8 protein-coding genes and 1 pseudogene are annotated in these 15,690 nt (G+C 49.4%); 6 read left to right on the top strand and 3 right to left on the bottom strand.

Translation table 11 applies throughout. The features are described 5' to 3' along the window. Positions 1 to 176 precede the first annotated feature (176 nt). The 6 genes and pseudogenes from AC0YN4_RS31775 (at position 177) to AC0YN4_RS31750 (ending at position 10,157) form a co-directional block, all read left to right on the top strand. A complete protein-coding gene (locus AC0YN4_RS31775) occupies positions 177 to 476 on the top strand; it encodes a hypothetical protein (RefSeq protein WP_475837654.1) in 300 nt (99 codons plus the stop codon). An 89-nt stretch (positions 477 to 565) separates the two neighbouring features. Next, positions 566 to 787 (top strand): hypothetical protein, encoded by a 222-nt coding sequence (locus AC0YN4_RS31770; RefSeq protein ID WP_475837653.1) that lies wholly within the window; start codon positions 566 to 568, stop codon positions 785 to 787. A gap of 3 nt (positions 788 to 790) precedes the next feature. Continuing rightward, positions 791 to 1,066, top strand: a pseudogene (locus tag AC0YN4_RS31765) (NUDIX hydrolase); the annotation flags it as partial. Between the two features lie 147 nt (positions 1,067 to 1,213). Next, the gene (locus tag AC0YN4_RS31760) at positions 1,214 to 1,384 is read left to right on the top strand and encodes a glycine zipper domain-containing protein (protein ID WP_475837652.1); all 171 of its coding nucleotides are present in this window, start codon (positions 1,214 to 1,216) and stop codon (positions 1,382 to 1,384) included. A gap of 614 nt (positions 1,385 to 1,998) precedes the next feature. Beyond that, on the top strand, positions 1,999 to 4,101 hold the full coding sequence (locus AC0YN4_RS31755) for a DUF6259 domain-containing protein (protein ID WP_475837651.1): 2,103 nt from the start codon (positions 1,999 to 2,001) through the stop codon (positions 4,099 to 4,101). Positions 4,102 to 4,154: 53 nt separating this feature from the next. Beyond that, positions 4,155 to 10,157: a CBM35 domain-containing protein gene (locus AC0YN4_RS31750; RefSeq protein ID WP_475837650.1), complete on the top strand. Its 6,003-nt coding sequence runs from the start codon at positions 4,155 to 4,157 to the stop codon at positions 10,155 to 10,157. 145 nt (positions 10,158 to 10,302) lie between these two features. Here AC0YN4_RS31750 and AC0YN4_RS31745 read toward each other — a convergent pair whose 3' ends face one another. From AC0YN4_RS31745 to AC0YN4_RS31735, 3 genes are all read right to left on the bottom strand, one after another. Next, complete coding sequence (locus AC0YN4_RS31745; RefSeq protein WP_475837649.1) at positions 10,303 to 12,006, bottom strand: sensor histidine kinase; 1,704 nt, start codon at positions 12,004 to 12,006, stop codon at positions 10,303 to 10,305. Between the two features lies 1 nt (position 12,007). After that, positions 12,008 to 13,636, bottom strand: a complete 1,629-nt coding sequence (locus AC0YN4_RS31740) for a response regulator transcription factor (protein ID WP_475837648.1) — start codon at positions 13,634 to 13,636, stop codon at positions 12,008 to 12,010. 81 nt (positions 13,637 to 13,717) lie between these two features. After that, positions 13,718 to 15,631, bottom strand: coding sequence for a type 2 periplasmic-binding domain-containing protein (locus AC0YN4_RS31735; RefSeq protein WP_475837647.1), 1,914 nt, complete (start codon positions 15,629 to 15,631; stop codon positions 13,718 to 13,720). Positions 15,632 to 15,690: the final 59 nt, after the last annotated feature.

Here is a 15,690-nt window from a genome sequence, read left to right as displayed (position 1 = left end):
TAGCCCCACGGGCAGTGACGTTCTACCCCGGCTACCCGTACTAAACCTCTTAAAGACAAAAGAGGTCAACCAGTAAAAACTGGCTGACCTCATAATACGAACGGGCAGTTTAGCGCAACTTCCAAGTATTTGAATCGTATAAGGTTACGGTCACTCGAGTTTAAGGAGGAGATTCGTTGAAGGTTATACTTGAATTGCTTCGTATAATTGTTATAGTCATACTTCTTGAAGGATTTTTGGGATATTTAATTAGAAAAGTATACTCAGAAATAGGCATAAACATTGATGACTATGGCTGGACTGTAATATTGGGAGTTTTCATTTTGATTTTCATTTTATATAGAAATAAAATGCAATTCAGTGGATGGTATAAAGGAAAGGGAAGAGAAAAACTCTCAAGAGGGGCAACCCAACTTCTACTTTTAGTATCTATTTTAATAATTTTACTCCCTGCATTTCGTAGCTTATTGAACTAACTGGGAACGATAGCTCAACCAAACATTAGGTTGTTCCCGACCGTCAAAGTTCCTGCCATATCATTAACGGAAGAATAGGTGGATTTATGTTGTTATCAATATTGCTGATTTGCATTGGGCTTTTGTTCTTTTTCTTTCCTGTAAAAGTATGGATGATCTCTCGCATGAGTTTTGACTTGAAAGCTGGGAAATTTACTCCTCCTGATTCTGGACATAAAGCAATGAAAATATTAAATCGGATTTTCGGTATTTTTTTGTTACTTATTGCAATATTAAATTTTATTGACGGCTCTTTTTTAGGAGGCGAGTAGCTAATGAGCAATCTTTTGCAGGTTAGAGTAACGGGAATTTTGGTTGAGGACGGTAAAATTTTATTGGTCAAGCAGAATGAAAGTTCTGACCGAAAATGGTCTTTGCCGGGAGGCAGAGTTGAACAAGGAGAGACACTTGAAGATTCGATTGTAAGAGAAATCGAAGAAAAAACAGGACTGGTCGTTAAGGTTACCAAGTTATTATACATATGTGATAAACCTGATGCTTCGCCTTCACTAATACACATAACGTTCCTGCTTGAAAAAATAGGCGGGGAAGATTGTGCTCTAAAAAAGAAAGCACACAAATTATAGATAGTACAGGCTTCTAGCGAACGATTACATTGATAAAACTGAGTAATATTGAAACCGCCCGTTTAGATGCTCTTATTTATTAAAATCAGCAATTATGGAGGTAGTGGAATTATGAATAGGAAGAACAAGATGAAACCCGCAATGTCGCTTGCATTAGGAATCGCCCTTGGTGTAGCCATTGGCGTGGCAATGGATAATATCTCTGTTGGTATCGGTCTTGGAATAGCGTTTAGCGTAGTATTCGGTGGATTTAGAATAAAAAAGAATCCACCGGATGCCTGAAAATGATCAGTAAATCAATGGTGCCGGCACATGTCGGCACCATTTATTTCAATCTTTAACTGGAAACTGACGAGGTTGCCACGAATATGGTGACCGTTGAAGTAACGGAGAACTTTAGTTTAATACATACCACAAAAAGGCAGCCGGCATTAAAGCGGTTGCCTATTCTACACTGACGGGCAGGATATGTTCGTATTGTTTTATATAATTTCTAATTCCACTTTACCTGTAGACAACATAGTTCAATTCCATCTTGGCTATAAATTTTATCAAGAAATCATTCAAATATTGCGAGGCGCTAGTTAATAAAGCGCTCTAAAACCTTTCACGTTTAAGCACTAACTAAGCTGGAATAGATTTTATCAAATGAAATAAAGGCGAACCATCTGGCAGATGGTTGCTTCACCACTAGTAATGAAAGTCGCCTGGTCCAAAACCCGGCGACTTTTTCTGTATTCTCAGAACATCTTCCGTGGAAATCCTAATTGTCCGTTACATTTCCAGAGATTATAGGGTATAAACCGAGCTTGAGCAAAGCTACGATTAATCATGAGCAAGCAAGCTAATCTACAAGATATTTTAATCAATCAGATCACTAAGGGAGCGTATGGTGAATGGCGGTTGTTCGTTTATCTGGACCGGGGCTGGTACTTACATTTGAGCATGTGAAAGAGCGCATCAGTCTGGTCGGAATGAGAACGGAAGTGAACGGGGAACTGATAGAATCGTTCGAAGGATTGCCAGGTAATCCCCTGACGGTCGTGGTCTCTAGAGGAAAGTATGCCGGTCGGTACGGAATGGAGTCGTTTCGCGTTCTGAACATGGAGCATAACGAATGGAAGATGAGTTTGGAATTGGGGCATGATCGGTTGCCGCTCCAGCTCTTTCTGATCATCGAAACGGAAGGCCATGTGGCGACTTGGAGGGGGCAGGCGGCATGGCATGGCGATGAGTCCGTAGATGTGGATATTTATTTCCCGCTGCTTTCAAAATTCAGTTTTGGCAATGCAAGCGGTGCGCGGGCCATCATTCCGCATATTGCGGGGGCTGTATTGAGTCCGCTTAACGAAGCAAATTACAAGAATGCTTATGTTGGCACGCTGACGTCCCCTTCGTTCTTGGTTGAAGGAGCAGATAGAGGGATTGCGTTTCTGGACGACAACCGCGCTGATTTGACGGCGGACCCCGGTGCTTGTGTCAGACGGGAATATGCGGTGGGCAACGATTTTGGACAAGTATCCCGCTATTCAACGCATCATGATTTCTGGATTAATGATTATTTCGACGGAGGCGGAGGCGATGACGGCCCGTTCGCCGGTGTATGTCATTCCAGGTGCTTTTCTGGAGTAAGCAAGGATGGGCTGTCAAACAAGAATGAAATTAACGGCAGCGAAGGCACGATCTCCTATTCAAATCATGGCATGGCTGTCGAGTACGTCGATCTTGGCCCAATTCGAACCTATGCGTACTCGGGAAATTGGAAAGCCGGGGCGCAGTGGGTGCGTTCACGTAGATCCCACATTCCAATTCGAAAGTCTCCAGCCGAGTGGTATCAGCGCACTACTTTCTTAGCCGAGCACATGGGCGATCAAATGGTAAAGGAAGGCCAATCCTTCTACGATTACCCTAAACTTGCAGCGCACAAAGAAACGCTTGGTGCGAATATGTTCCATGTTATGGGATTCCACGATGCGGAAATGGCAACCACCTTCAAAAACTGGATTAATCGAGGAGACTACTATTTCGCAGCACAAAATCTCGGAGGCTTCGAAGCGGTCAAGAAAGGCGTAGAGGCTGTCCATCGCCGGGGCAGGCGCATCCTCTATTACATCGAAGGACTAATCATGTGGAAGCAGTCCCGTATTGGGCTAAGCAATGGCAAATGGTGGGCTTTACAGGAAGAGGACGGCTCCTACACAGAGCATTATCGAGACTTCTGGCACATGGATTTGGCGAACGAGGAATACCAGAACTGGCTGGCTGAGACATGCGCAGATATCGTGCGAACGACCGGCATCGACGGTTTCTTCCTTGACTCCTCTTGCGCGACCTACAACCATCGCAATTACGATCCAAATCATCCGCATAGCCATCCTGACTTTTGGAACTGGGGACTGCGCAGGCTGCTTCGGAAAATAAGGGAAGCACTAGACAAAGTAAATCCAGGCACGGTGCTCATTATAGAAGGCTTTTCTGATTTGGCAGCAGAATTTGCTGACGGCTTCCTGTCTCATACGCATGATTGGGCAAGGTATCATTTTGACATTCCTTATATTCGTTTCCTGCATGCCGATTTGAAAATATTCGAAAGTTACGCCCATACCGACTCTTCGCCCGTAGACATCCGCAAGAATCACTTGTTTAACGCAGTCAACGGGATGCACATTTATACCCATGCCTCGTCGAACGAGCTCATGGCTCCGTACGGTAGAATAACGCGGGATTATTACGATGCGTATCCCGAAATCAGCGAAAATCCGATGTCTTCGCTCGATGTTGAAGCTGAAAATGGTATAGCGAATTTGTTCGAAGGCGTCGAGTATGTGCTTACGGTTGGGAATCCGACAGACGAGCCGGTTACGGCAACGTTTGGAATACCGGTTGCATCCGGCGTATTGTTCGACCGCGTGACGGGAGAGCGGGTACCGGTCGTGCTGAAAAAGGCAGTGCTAGAGTTGGAACCATGGGCATACCGAGCGTTTGAAGTGCGGGTTTAATATGCTTTGTTCATAGTTTTGCCGCTATCATTTCTATGTTTGGAGGGGAAGAAATGTCCAGTAGTCCTGTTTTACGGCAAGGCACGTCTAGAAAAGCAATCGTTTTCATGATGTTGGCGGCTTTACTCCTGTCGGTATTTCCGCAAGCTAGCGCGTATGCCGACGGCGGTCATGTGTATTACGTCGGCGGAGCCGGCGCTTCCGATGCCAATCCCGGCACCGATTCAGAGCCTTTCGCAACGATTCAGCATGCCGCGACCATCGCGGAGGCGGGAGATACCGTCAAGATTCGGGACGGCATCTATCGCGAGACCGTTATTCCGGCGAATTCCGGCTCCGATGGCGAGCCGATCGTATTCGAGCCAGATGCTGACGCGTCCGTTACGGTTAGCGGAACGGATACCGCAGACGGCGGCTGGAGCGTGTATGAGGGCAATATCTATAAGAAAGCCATCTCACTGCCGGATGCCGGCTACAACGAGCACATTACGAGCAATGATACGCTGCTTGCCAACCAAGTGTTCGTGAACAGCAAGATGATGATCGAAGCGCGCTGGCCGAACGTATCGGATTCGGACGATCTGATGAATCGTGCGGATTACAGAGACGGCAAGGCTGCTACTTGGACTGCCAGCGGCAGCTCGCTGAAGCTCAGTGACCCGGAGGTACCGGCAATCGATGGCGGCTGGGCCGGCGGTACGCTGTGGACGAACGGCTGGTTTATTTCCCAGACGCGGAGCATTTCCGAAGATTCGGGATCGCAGCTGACGTTGCCTGGCAACTATATCGACGCGGATTTCCGGGATTACTACTATTTGACCGGCAAGCTCGGCGCGCTCGATACGGCCAAAGAATGGTTCTATGACGGAACAGACCTCTACTTGTGGATGCCGAACAATGAAAGCCCTTCCGGCGTCGAAGTGAAAATGCGGAACTATGCATTCGACCTGAGCGGCAAGTCCAATATTACGGTCCATGGCATCGATATCTTCGCGGCGACGATCACTACGGACGCGAGCAGCTCGAATATTATGCTAGACGGCATGAAAGCCCAATATATCAGCCATGGCGTAACGTTAACCGATTCTGACGTGATTTACTCACATACCAATGAAACCGGTATTCGTCTGATCGGGCCGGGCAGCGTGATCAAGAACAGCATCGTCGAATACAGCTCTAACCAAGGTATCGTCCTCGGCACGGGAAATATTGCGGAAAACAACGTCGTGCACGATGTGGCATACGATGGAACGTACGCGAGCGGCATTAGTCCCGTGTCGAATACATCCGATCAGAAAATTCTCCATAATACGATTTACGACGTAGGGCGCTCAAACATCGATTTGTTACCGGCCCAGAACGTCGAAATCGGGTACAACGATCTTTATAACTATGGCTTAATCAATACCGATACCGGGGCGATCTACTCCGCGCGCAATGCGGATCTTGATGGAACCCGGATTCATCACAACTGGATTCATGATACGAAGGCGGATTTGGAAGGTAACGGTCTCGTTGCAGGCATTTATTATGACCAAGGCGCAGGTCCAACGCAAGTAGACCACAACGTGCTGTGGAATAACGAAGACGTGGACATCTATGTCCAGCACGAGAGCGCGGCGGAACAAGTCCACCACATCTATAACAACACGTTCGCGACGGGTGAAACCGCTTCGTACTTGAATTACACGATGGTTCCAGCGGATGTGCTGATCAACAATATTTACAGGGATCAAGTCGTAGGCAGCACGCCGACGTCGACTTCCCTCACGATGAACAAGACGCCTAAGTTCCTGAACGAAGGGGAACGAGGCTTGCGGTTCCGACTGCAAGAAAGCTCGCAAGCGATCGACGCAGGCGCCGATATTGTAGGTGTAACGGATGGGTATGCCGGCATTAAGCCCGACATCGGCGCATACGAGTTCGGCGGCGAAGATTGGGTCGCGGGCTACATTGGACCAGATTGGTCGCCGATTTACGAGAATCCGGACGCCGCGTCACCGGACAGCGATACCGATGCAGGCGGCGCATCGAACGGGACGATAACGATCAACGATGCTGTCGAAGGAGAAGACCAGAATCAGTTCCATTACGTCGGCAATTGGGGTGTAAGTCCGGAAACCGGAGCCTATCTGGATAACGAGCATTACTCGAACGAAACCGACGCGTATTACGAAGTGAAGTTTACCGGCACGCAAGTGAAGGTGTATGCGCAGAAGAACAGCTCCTTCGGTATCGCGGCGATTTCCATCGACGGCAGTCCGGAGAAGCTGGTAGACGGCTATAGCCCAACGAAGATCCATAACACGCTGCTCTACTCAAGTGAGAAACTGTCTCTTGGCGAGCACGTGCTTAAGGTACGCGTGACGGGAACGAAGAACGTCAACTCATCCAATTATGATCATGTCGCCGATCGCGTGGTCGTGACGACGGGAACGATCGACATCAACGATGCCGATGTCGGCGGAGGAGCGAACCAATTCGAATTCATTGGCACGTGGGGAACAAGTCCGGAAACGGGCGCGTTCATGGATAACGAGCATTATTCGAATACGACAGACGCTTACTATCAAGTGAGGTTTGTCGGTACGCAGGCGAAACTATTCGCCCAGAAGTATAAATCGCTTGGCATCGTGGCCGTGTCCGTCGACGGAGGGGAAGAAGAACTGGTCGATTGCTATAGTCCGACCAAGATTCACAATACCCTCGTCTATACAAGCCCAGAGCTTGAATACGGCGGTCATATTTTGAAGGTGCGCATCACTGGCACGAAGAACGATGCATCGGATAACACGTATCATAGCGCCGACCGGGTTCAGGTTGTAACGGGTTTTGTACCGTTCTCGTCCTCCATAGCGATCAACGATATGGATACAGGTACGGACAAGAATCAGTACGAGTTCGTCGGAACTTGGGGAGTCAGTCCCGAAGCCGGCGCGTACATGGACAACGAGCACTACTCGAGCACGACCGACTCGTATTATCAAGTTCGATTTGATGGCACGCAAGTAAGACTATACGCTCAGAAGTATAAATCGTTAGGCATTATCGGCGTGTCCATCGACGGCGGTGAAGAAACGTTAGTCGACACCTACAACCCTACTAAAATCCATAATACGCTCGTGTATACGAGCTCTGTGCTGACGAACGGGGAGCACATTATGAAGGTTCGCATCACGGGGACGAAAAATGCGGCGTCGGATAACTTCTATCACAGCGCCGATCGGGTCGTTGTGAGCACGATGCCAGTATACGAGGCAGAAGAAGCCGCTACGACGGATGGCGCAGGTATTGCTGCTGAACAGACCGGCTATTCCGGCAGCGGTTATCTAGGCGATTTCGGCAGTGAGGATGCTTCGGCCGAATTCACGGTGAATGCCGGAACCGCAGGCGACAAAACGTTGACGCTGAAGTATGCAAACGGGAATGAGACAGACGCCAGCTTGAGCCTATACGTAAATGGCGACAAGGTGAAGCAGCTCACGCTCCCAAGCACGAACGGTTGGAACGCGTGGGATGTGGCGACCGAAACGGTCGCTTTGAGTGCAGGCGAGAACGAGATTGCTTTCAAGGTTGATGCGGAGGATAAGGGGAATGTTCTTCTCGATGCGATATACGTGCCTTACGAGGAACCGGCCGTACCGCCGCCGACCGTCATCGAGCCGACAGATCCGGTAACGCCTCCGCCAGCGCCGAATACGCAACTTCCGGCAGCGGGTACGAAATACGAAGCGGAAGAAGGTGTGCTTGACGGCGGAGCATCGGTTAATACCGATCATACAGGCTATTCCGGCGAAGGCTTCGTCGATCACTTCGGCGATGAAGGCGCATCGGTCACGTTCACGGTTCACGCCGCATCCGCTGGCCCGAGCGACGTTACGCTGCGGTACGCAAATGGCGGAGCTATCTCGAGCCTGACGATTCACGTCAATGGCAAGAAGTTTAGGCAAACGCTGATACCGGGCTTCGCCGACTGGGATTCGTGGGGATTCATCACGGATTCAATCGAATTAAACGAAGGCGTCAATACGATTACGTATAAGTATGATTCGGGCGACATTGCACACGTGAACTTGGACTATGTCAGCGTTGCCTTGCCTGCTACGATATACGAAGCAGAAAACGCCGTCTTCGAGGGCAATATTGCGACAGATACGAATCATACCGGCTATTCGGGTACAGGCTTTGCAGCCAATTACTGGGGGGCGGGCGATGCCGTTACGTTCACGGTGGATGCCTTGGCCGCCGGTGACCACGACGTCACGTTCCGTTACGCCAACAGCATGGGGAAGGCGCAAACGCTCACCGTTTATGTGAACGGAACGAAAGTCAGACAAACCAGTTTACCAAGTTTGGCGAACTGGGATACGTGGGGCAACATGCTTGAAACGTTGAACTTGAACGCCGGAACGAATACGATCGCGCTTAAGTTTGACGAAGGAGATACAGGCATCGTGAATCTCGATTACCTATCCGTGCCGATACCGGCGCCTACGATTTACGAGGCGGAAAGTGCGACGCATAAAGGCAATATCGCGAACGATACCAACCATACCGGCTATTCGGGCACAGGCTTCGCGGCCAATTACTGGGGTCCGGGAGATGCTGTCGCCTTCACAGTAGAAGCTGCATCGGCCGGAAACAAAGACGTCACTTTCCGCTATGCCAATAGCATGGGCTCGGATAGAACCCTGACCATCTATGTCAATGATACGAAAGTACGGCAGACCACCTTGTTGAATTTGGCGAACTGGGATACGTGGGGCAGTAAGGTCGAGAAGCTGCTCTTGAACGCCGGAACGAATACAATCACGCTTCAGTTTGACGAAGGCGATACCGGGATCGCGAATCTCGACTACATCTCGCTGCCCGCCATGACTGAGGCTGTACCGACACCACCGACACCGCCGATACCTCCAGCGGCAGGTGACGGTCAAGGAACGATTGGCACGGACGGCAACGGCGGCAAAGTATGGACGTTCACGACGAACGCGGCAATTCTGGTTACTGCGCTTAATGGCAGCAGTGACAGCTTGAATATTGACGTTACGCCGAAGCAAGCCGTCGATAAAGTGGAAGTCAGTCTGACGGCTGAAGTCATCGCCCTCGCGAATGAACGTGGCAAGCCAATTATTATTGAGAGCAACGGCATTCAGCTAAAGCTGAACCCGGGGACGTTGAACGTGAAGTCAGATGCCGGAACCGTTCGTCTAAGTTGGTCGATCAAGACGGGAGAACAGCTTCCGCAAGGTCTCAAATCCGAGTCGGCCATTTACGATCTTGATCTGTTCGTAGGCAATACGGAGGTTCACAACTTCAATACGCCGCTCGGCGTGAGCTTCAAGGTCGATCCGGCCAAGATTAAGGATCCTGGCAAAGTCGGCGTGTATTACTTCAACGAATCGACTGGGGACTGGGAATACGTTGGCGGCACCATGAGCGCAGACGGAACGGTGACTGTGCAGCTTGCGCACTTCTCCAAGTTTTCGGTCATGGAAAGCAGTCTGACTTTTGCCGACATCCAAGGACACTGGGCGCAGGCGGCAATTGAGGCGCTCGCGGCTAAGCAAATCGTCATCGGAGTGGCGGATGGGCAATTCCTGCCGAATGGCAGCGTGACTCGTGCCGAATTCGTCTCGATGATCGCAAGAGCGATCAACTTGCCGAGCGCGAATGGTACGTCGGCATTCGTCGACGTAGCGAAGAACGCTTGGTACGGCAATGCCATCGACGCCGCTGTCGAAGCGAAGATCGTAAACGGCGTCGGCGAAGGCAAGTTTGCTCCGAACGCCAAGATTACCCGGGAGCAAATGATCGTTATCCTGCTGCGAGCTTATGCATATGCATCGGGACATACGCTGCCGGGTGTAGCTGAGGACTCGGACTTCTCTGATCAAGCCGCGATCAGTGCATGGGCTGCCGATTCGATCCGAATCGCGGTAAGTCTAGGAATGGCCAACGGCCTCGGCGACGGGTTGTTCGGACCGCAAGCGGAAAGCACAAGAGCACAGGCGGCAACTGTATTGATACGATTGATGAATAGTCTCAGCAAGTAATGGTTTAAGCTTCTCGGTCAAGCAAGGTAATTCTTGCGCGGCTGAGGAGCTTTTTATTGTCTTTTAATTATAGCCAAAACGAACGACGCTCTCGGCGCGCAATTACGCACCGAGAGCGTCGTTCTGATTGTCATTTGGTTGCCGATTACACGGCTTCTCGCTCTGTTAGACGGTCAAGGTCAATTCTAATCGTTACTGTGGTTCCTTGCCCGAGCTCGCTATCGATTGTCAGGCCTCCCGGCGTTCCGTTCAGGTTGTTCAATCGCCGAATGGCGTTTTTTATGCCGTACCCGCCGTATTCAGGCTGGTATTCCAGCTTCGATAATTGATCAATTTTGTTAGGGGCAATGCCGTAGCCGTTGTCTTCGATTGTAAATACGAGCTCGTTCTCTTCGATATATCCGCGAATACGCAGCTTGCCGTGCTCACCCTTACCGTTTAGTCCATGCATTAAACTGTTCTCCACAATGGGCTGGAGAAGATTCAGAGGGATGCTGCGGCTCATCGCGTCCACGTCGACTTGCACATCATATTGATAGTTTGTGTTATGCGTATACCGGATAATATCGACATAGAGCCCAATCATCTTCAACTCTTTGGCGACCGCTATTTGGCCGGTTCCCTTGTTCAGCGCGATCCGGTAATAGCTGGTCATTAGATCGATCGTATGCGCGCCTTGTCGATCCTTCTGCTTTAGAAGTGCCCACTTAATGACCGACAGTGTATTGTAGAGCAAATGAGGGTTAATTCGGGCCTGCAGCAACTCCATCTCCAGTTTGATGTTCTCGGTTCGGCTGCTGGTTAAAGCTGAGTAGGAGTCGTTAAGTTTGCGCAGTACGTTGATCAACCGGTTTTTGATCACATCCACATCGTCGTTCCGGTTTGACATTTTCCAAATTTCATTATCGTCGAGCGAGTGGTCATGTGTTTTCAAATAACTGACGAATTCGTTGAAGGAACCGGTAATCTTGTTCGCCGTGACCGACGAGGTATATATGACCGCTATAATGAGCAGCAGCAAGCACGCTGCCATCCAACCGATAATTTGGAGCAGCCGGTGATCGAAGATCGACTTGGGAACGAATGCGATCAGTCGGCTTCCATCCTTCAGCTCCGTTTGCGTGAGCAGGGCTCTGCTGCCGGAGAGTGGATTGTCAGCAAACAGCTCCCCGTCCCAATAATAGTTCGATCCTTTGCGCATTATGATTTGCACGTTCTTCTGCATATTCAGGTCGCTTAAATAATAATTCAGCGAAGGCAAGGGGATATTGACGGCAAGTGCGCCTTTAAAGGCTGCAAGCGTCACTAGATTCCGGTAAAAGGTTATGTAGGGCCTGTTATTGATGATTGTCCATTCAGGCGCCCACACGAATCCGGTAGGATTGCCTTTGATCACTTTCTCTTCGACGAAAGAGATCTCGGAGGCATCCCTGTCGTTCAAATCCTCGATGAAGCTGCCTTTTAGACCTGTGTAATTTTTCAAGTAAAATTGATATTGGTAAATATCCGATTCGGTGAACGTCGCCTCGAACAGCCTTTGAAAATCCGTCATGACCACGATGTTATTAATGCTGTCTTTATTGTTGAGCAGGGGAACATAATAAGGGCCGGACAAGATGATGTTGCTTCGGTCCATATACCGGGCGAAATCATGGTTGATTGGTTCGGCAGCCTGGTTAATTGATTCCTGCACTTTGTGAATATAGGAAGTCTTATAGTCGTTATACAGATAGAAACCAATAAGGAAAGAGATAATAATGAACGGAATCGTCGTGAACATGATCAGGTTGAGCAACACCCTGAACTTTACACTATCGGCGGGATAGGTAACCCGTAATCGCCATTTCATCTTATTGCCCCCGTTTGCTTTGCTTATCCATGTACTGTCTCGGGGTCATACCCGTATAGTCCTTGAATACGAGAGAGAAATAGGACTTGCTCCGGTAACCGACATGTTGGGCGACTTCGTATACTTTAATATAAGGATCGAGCAGCATACGTTTGGCCACTTCGATTTTTTTGCCGATCAAATAATCGAAGATCGTTTGACCGGTGTGTTGTTTGAATATCGCGTTAGCATGGGCAGCGCTCAAATAGAGCGGCTGTACGATTTGTTCAATATTCGTATAATTGCCGTAATCGCGATCGACGAGGTCTTTGATATCTTCTACGATTTTGCCGTACTTGCCGCCTGTATGTGCGCGGGATAGATGCAAGCAGACGGAGCAGATGGTCTCGCCAAGCTTACTCCGAATCGAATCCACGTTGTCCATATGTTCGAGCGAGCGCCAGATGCCTTCCACGTCTTCGATGACGCTGAGGAGGCTCTCGTTCTTCTCCAGCAGCTGAGCCTGCAGTGTCGTTATGATTGCTAGAGACAGACCTTTGTAATAATAGGAGGGAAATCGGTGTCCGCTTGAGAAATAACCGTCCAAAAAGGCATCCACGTCTTCCTGACCGGTTTCCTCACGATCCAGCAGTTCGGCCATCCGAAGCTTTAACGTCTTGAAGTCGTATTCGGGCGGAGCATCCTTCGCCTTCACTTCGGATACCAGAATGATCCGGCTGGCGCCTGAATAATAGCGGGAATCTGCGGCAAGTAAGACTTGCTCATAGTGATGATTCGCTTCCGTAAGCTGCGTAGAGAAATCTCCGATTACAATGAAAACGGGCATGCCGAGCTCCGTTGAAACCGCTTCCTTAAATTCGCCGACAAGGTCCAGCAATCGGCCGACGCTGTCTTCTTCTTCCCAGGGATCGATAAACAGCATATATCGGACCGTCGTAAGGTCCTGCATAATGACATAGCCTTCATATCGTCCGGCGATTGACCGTTCGAACCCGCTTTTCAAGGAGTAGCCTGCCATATACAACCGGTCCATGGACACTTCGCGGTCTTCTTCGCTCGTTTCTAAGCCTATATGTACGATCGTAAACGTCTTGCCTTCAGGTAAACCGAGAAAATGCAAACGATCGGATAAAGTATCGTTATCAACCAGATGAGGTTGAATGGCCAGCTCTTGAATGAACCGCTCACGCAAGACAGGGAGACTTTGTTCCACTTGCTCCCGAAGCTCGACAATGCGATTCGATTGAGCCTGTTCATGTCTAATGACCGAGACCGCTTTTCCTGCAGCTTCCATTAATTCTTCGATGTTGATCGGCTTCAGTACATAGCCATATGCGCCGTTCTTGAGTGCGCCCCTTACGTAATCGAATTCATCGAAGCAGCTCATAAACAGAAGCCCGGTATTCGGCAATGCCTGGCGTATGGCTCCTGCCATCTGAATGCCATCCATCACGGGCATGGAAACGTCGGTAATGACAAGATCGGGCTGGAGTTCCATACATTTCCGCAAACCTTCTTCGCCATTCACGGCGCTGTCGACGACCCGGATACCGAGCTCATCCCAGGGAACGAGGTGGCGAATACCTTCCCGATCGGCCGGGTTGTCGTCTACGATGAGCAATGTTAACATGGCCTGTCTCCCCTTAAGAAACCGCAATGAATGCAACCCTCTTTGTTGATAGAAGAGGAGTTGCATTCATTTTAGCGTTCGTTATTTTACTTTGTCCAGCTCAGGTTTGATGAATTGATCGTAGATCGATTTATACTTGGATTGCAGTTCACCGAAAGCGTCTTTCCATTCCTGACTGTATGTGCCGAGGTAGGCATCATAGTTTTTGTCGAAGTCTTCTGGTTTGCCGACAATGGCCTTCACGATCGTGCTTCTACCCGAATCGCTTTCCCAGCCATTCGATTTACTCAGATTGCCAAGTTTGCTTTCCGGATCGAGATCCGCTTCGGTCCAACCGATTTTCCGGTAATAGGTAACATTCTCTGCGAAATGCTGGCGGTTAACGACTTGCGTGACCATATCGATATTGACGGTATTCGCGTCTGCGACTGTCGGGTACGTGTAAATCGGACCTTCTGCATAAGGCAATCCCGCAATTTGATACGTCTCTGCGTTCCAAGCGGCGTGCGTGTTGTTTTGCAAATACAGACCGTAGTGAGGACCATCTTTCTCGCCGTCTTTCTGATAGAGGATCCAGTTCTCCATGTCTTTGAATTCAGGCTTGAATCTGCGGTCTTTGCCTGTACCTGTGGACCATTCTGGAAGACCCCATTCACGCAGCTCGTTTGCTTCCTTCGACTGGTTCCAATCGATCCAGTTCAGGATTTGCGGCAGTTCTTCGTCTGTGATCTTCGAGCTGATTCCGACGCCCATGCCTGATCCGTTGATGCTGTTCGGAGCGATGGCAGCGTTCTGGAATTCACCAGTCATTGGAGATTGCGGGAACAAAATCAATCTGCGGAACCCGTAGCCGCGATTCTCTTTATCGGACAAGGCACGTGCATCGGCAACCGGTCCCCATGCGTTGAAGACCGCATACTCGCCGTTAATGATTTTCGCGTTTCGTTGCTCGTCTTTCTGAATGAAGTTCTCTTTGTCGATTAGCTGTTCATTGTAGAGCGTGTTGTAGAATTTAATGTAATCTTTCCATTGCGCCGTGAGTGGAGCATAGTTGATCTGCTCACCGTTCGCCACGTTATTGGCGAAATTCGTCCACCAGAAGCCGGCTGTTGTGTAGCTGGACCATAGAAGCGAATCTACGGTGTTGTTGAAGCTCAGGTGGCCTGGAATCACTTGCTTGTTTCCTACTTTGAGATTCAAGTCTTTGACTTTATGCAAGAACGCGAGCATGTCCGATTGGCTGTTGATTGGAATGTCGTTCGCTTCTTCGAAGCTGAGCTTGCCGCTATTGCTGACGTACAGATCCTTCAATTCCTTTTCCGTTTTCACTTGCGGGAAGATCTTCTTGAGAATATCGTCGCGGAGATAAACGGCATAAGGCTCAGTTGGCGGCGGGTTCTTCTCGCTGACAGCATCCCGGATGTTCGGGAAAGCCATCGGATCGAGGGTGCTTGTATCATTGCCGCTTGGGATGTACCAAAGCTTGCCGTCAACCAGATTATCTTCGTAATATTGGTCCACTGTAACGCCAAGTTCTTTCAGGTACGCTACAGTACGAGGCATATACTTGTTAATGTCGTCTTTCGAGATTTCACGAATGTGTTTACCTTCAATTACCATACTGCGAAGCTGAGTGACGCTGAAAATCCCGTTGACCGCCAGAATATCAGGCAGAGTGTCGCCAACGATCTGATTTTGAAACCATTGCGCACGGTCCATGCCCGGCGGAATTTGCACGATTTCCGGAATGACCTTTGTTTTCTCGCGCCAAATTGGAGTCAGCACGTCTTCGGTAGGCTTCGATGTTCCGGTTTGCATGTCTCCAAGCATCGTAATTTTTAATTCCTGGAAGTTTGCCGCCGGATCTTGCGTTCCTTCTTGCGACGTCTCTTGTGCAGCATTTGCTGTTGTGTTCTCGGACTTACTTGCCGAATTACTTGAAGGCTCATTGGAGCCCTTGTCTTTCGTACAGCCGGCCAAAAGCGTCAAAACCATCACGGACGCAAGTGCAAGCTTAACCCCTTTTTTATTGCCCCATAGCATACTTCGTACAC

The organism is Paenibacillus sp. J22R3 (assembly GCF_056269305.1).
This window is presented reverse-complemented; position numbering and strand designations above follow the sequence as displayed.

What these genes read in the sequence shown, in the direction of transcription:
- AC0YN4_RS31760 (WP_475837652.1), top strand. Translation starts at nt 1,214, where the DNA reads ATGAATAGGAAGAACAAGATGAAACCCGCAATGTCGCTTGCATTAGGA.
- AC0YN4_RS31755 (WP_475837651.1), top strand. Translation starts at nt 1,999, where the DNA reads ATGGCGGTTGTTCGTTTATCTGGACCGGGGCTGGTACTTACATTTGAG.
- AC0YN4_RS31750 (WP_475837650.1), top strand. Translation starts at nt 4,155, where the DNA reads ATGTCCAGTAGTCCTGTTTTACGGCAAGGCACGTCTAGAAAAGCAATC.
- AC0YN4_RS31745 (WP_475837649.1), bottom strand. Translation starts at nt 12,006, where the DNA reads ATGAAATGGCGATTACGGGTTACCTATCCCGCCGATAGTGTAAAGTTC.
- AC0YN4_RS31740 (WP_475837648.1), bottom strand. Translation starts at nt 13,636, where the DNA reads ATGTTAACATTGCTCATCGTAGACGACAACCCGGCCGATCGGGAAGGT.
- AC0YN4_RS31735 (WP_475837647.1), bottom strand. Translation starts at nt 15,631, where the DNA reads ATGGTTTTGACGCTTTTGGCCGGCTGTACGAAAGACAAGGGCTCCAAT.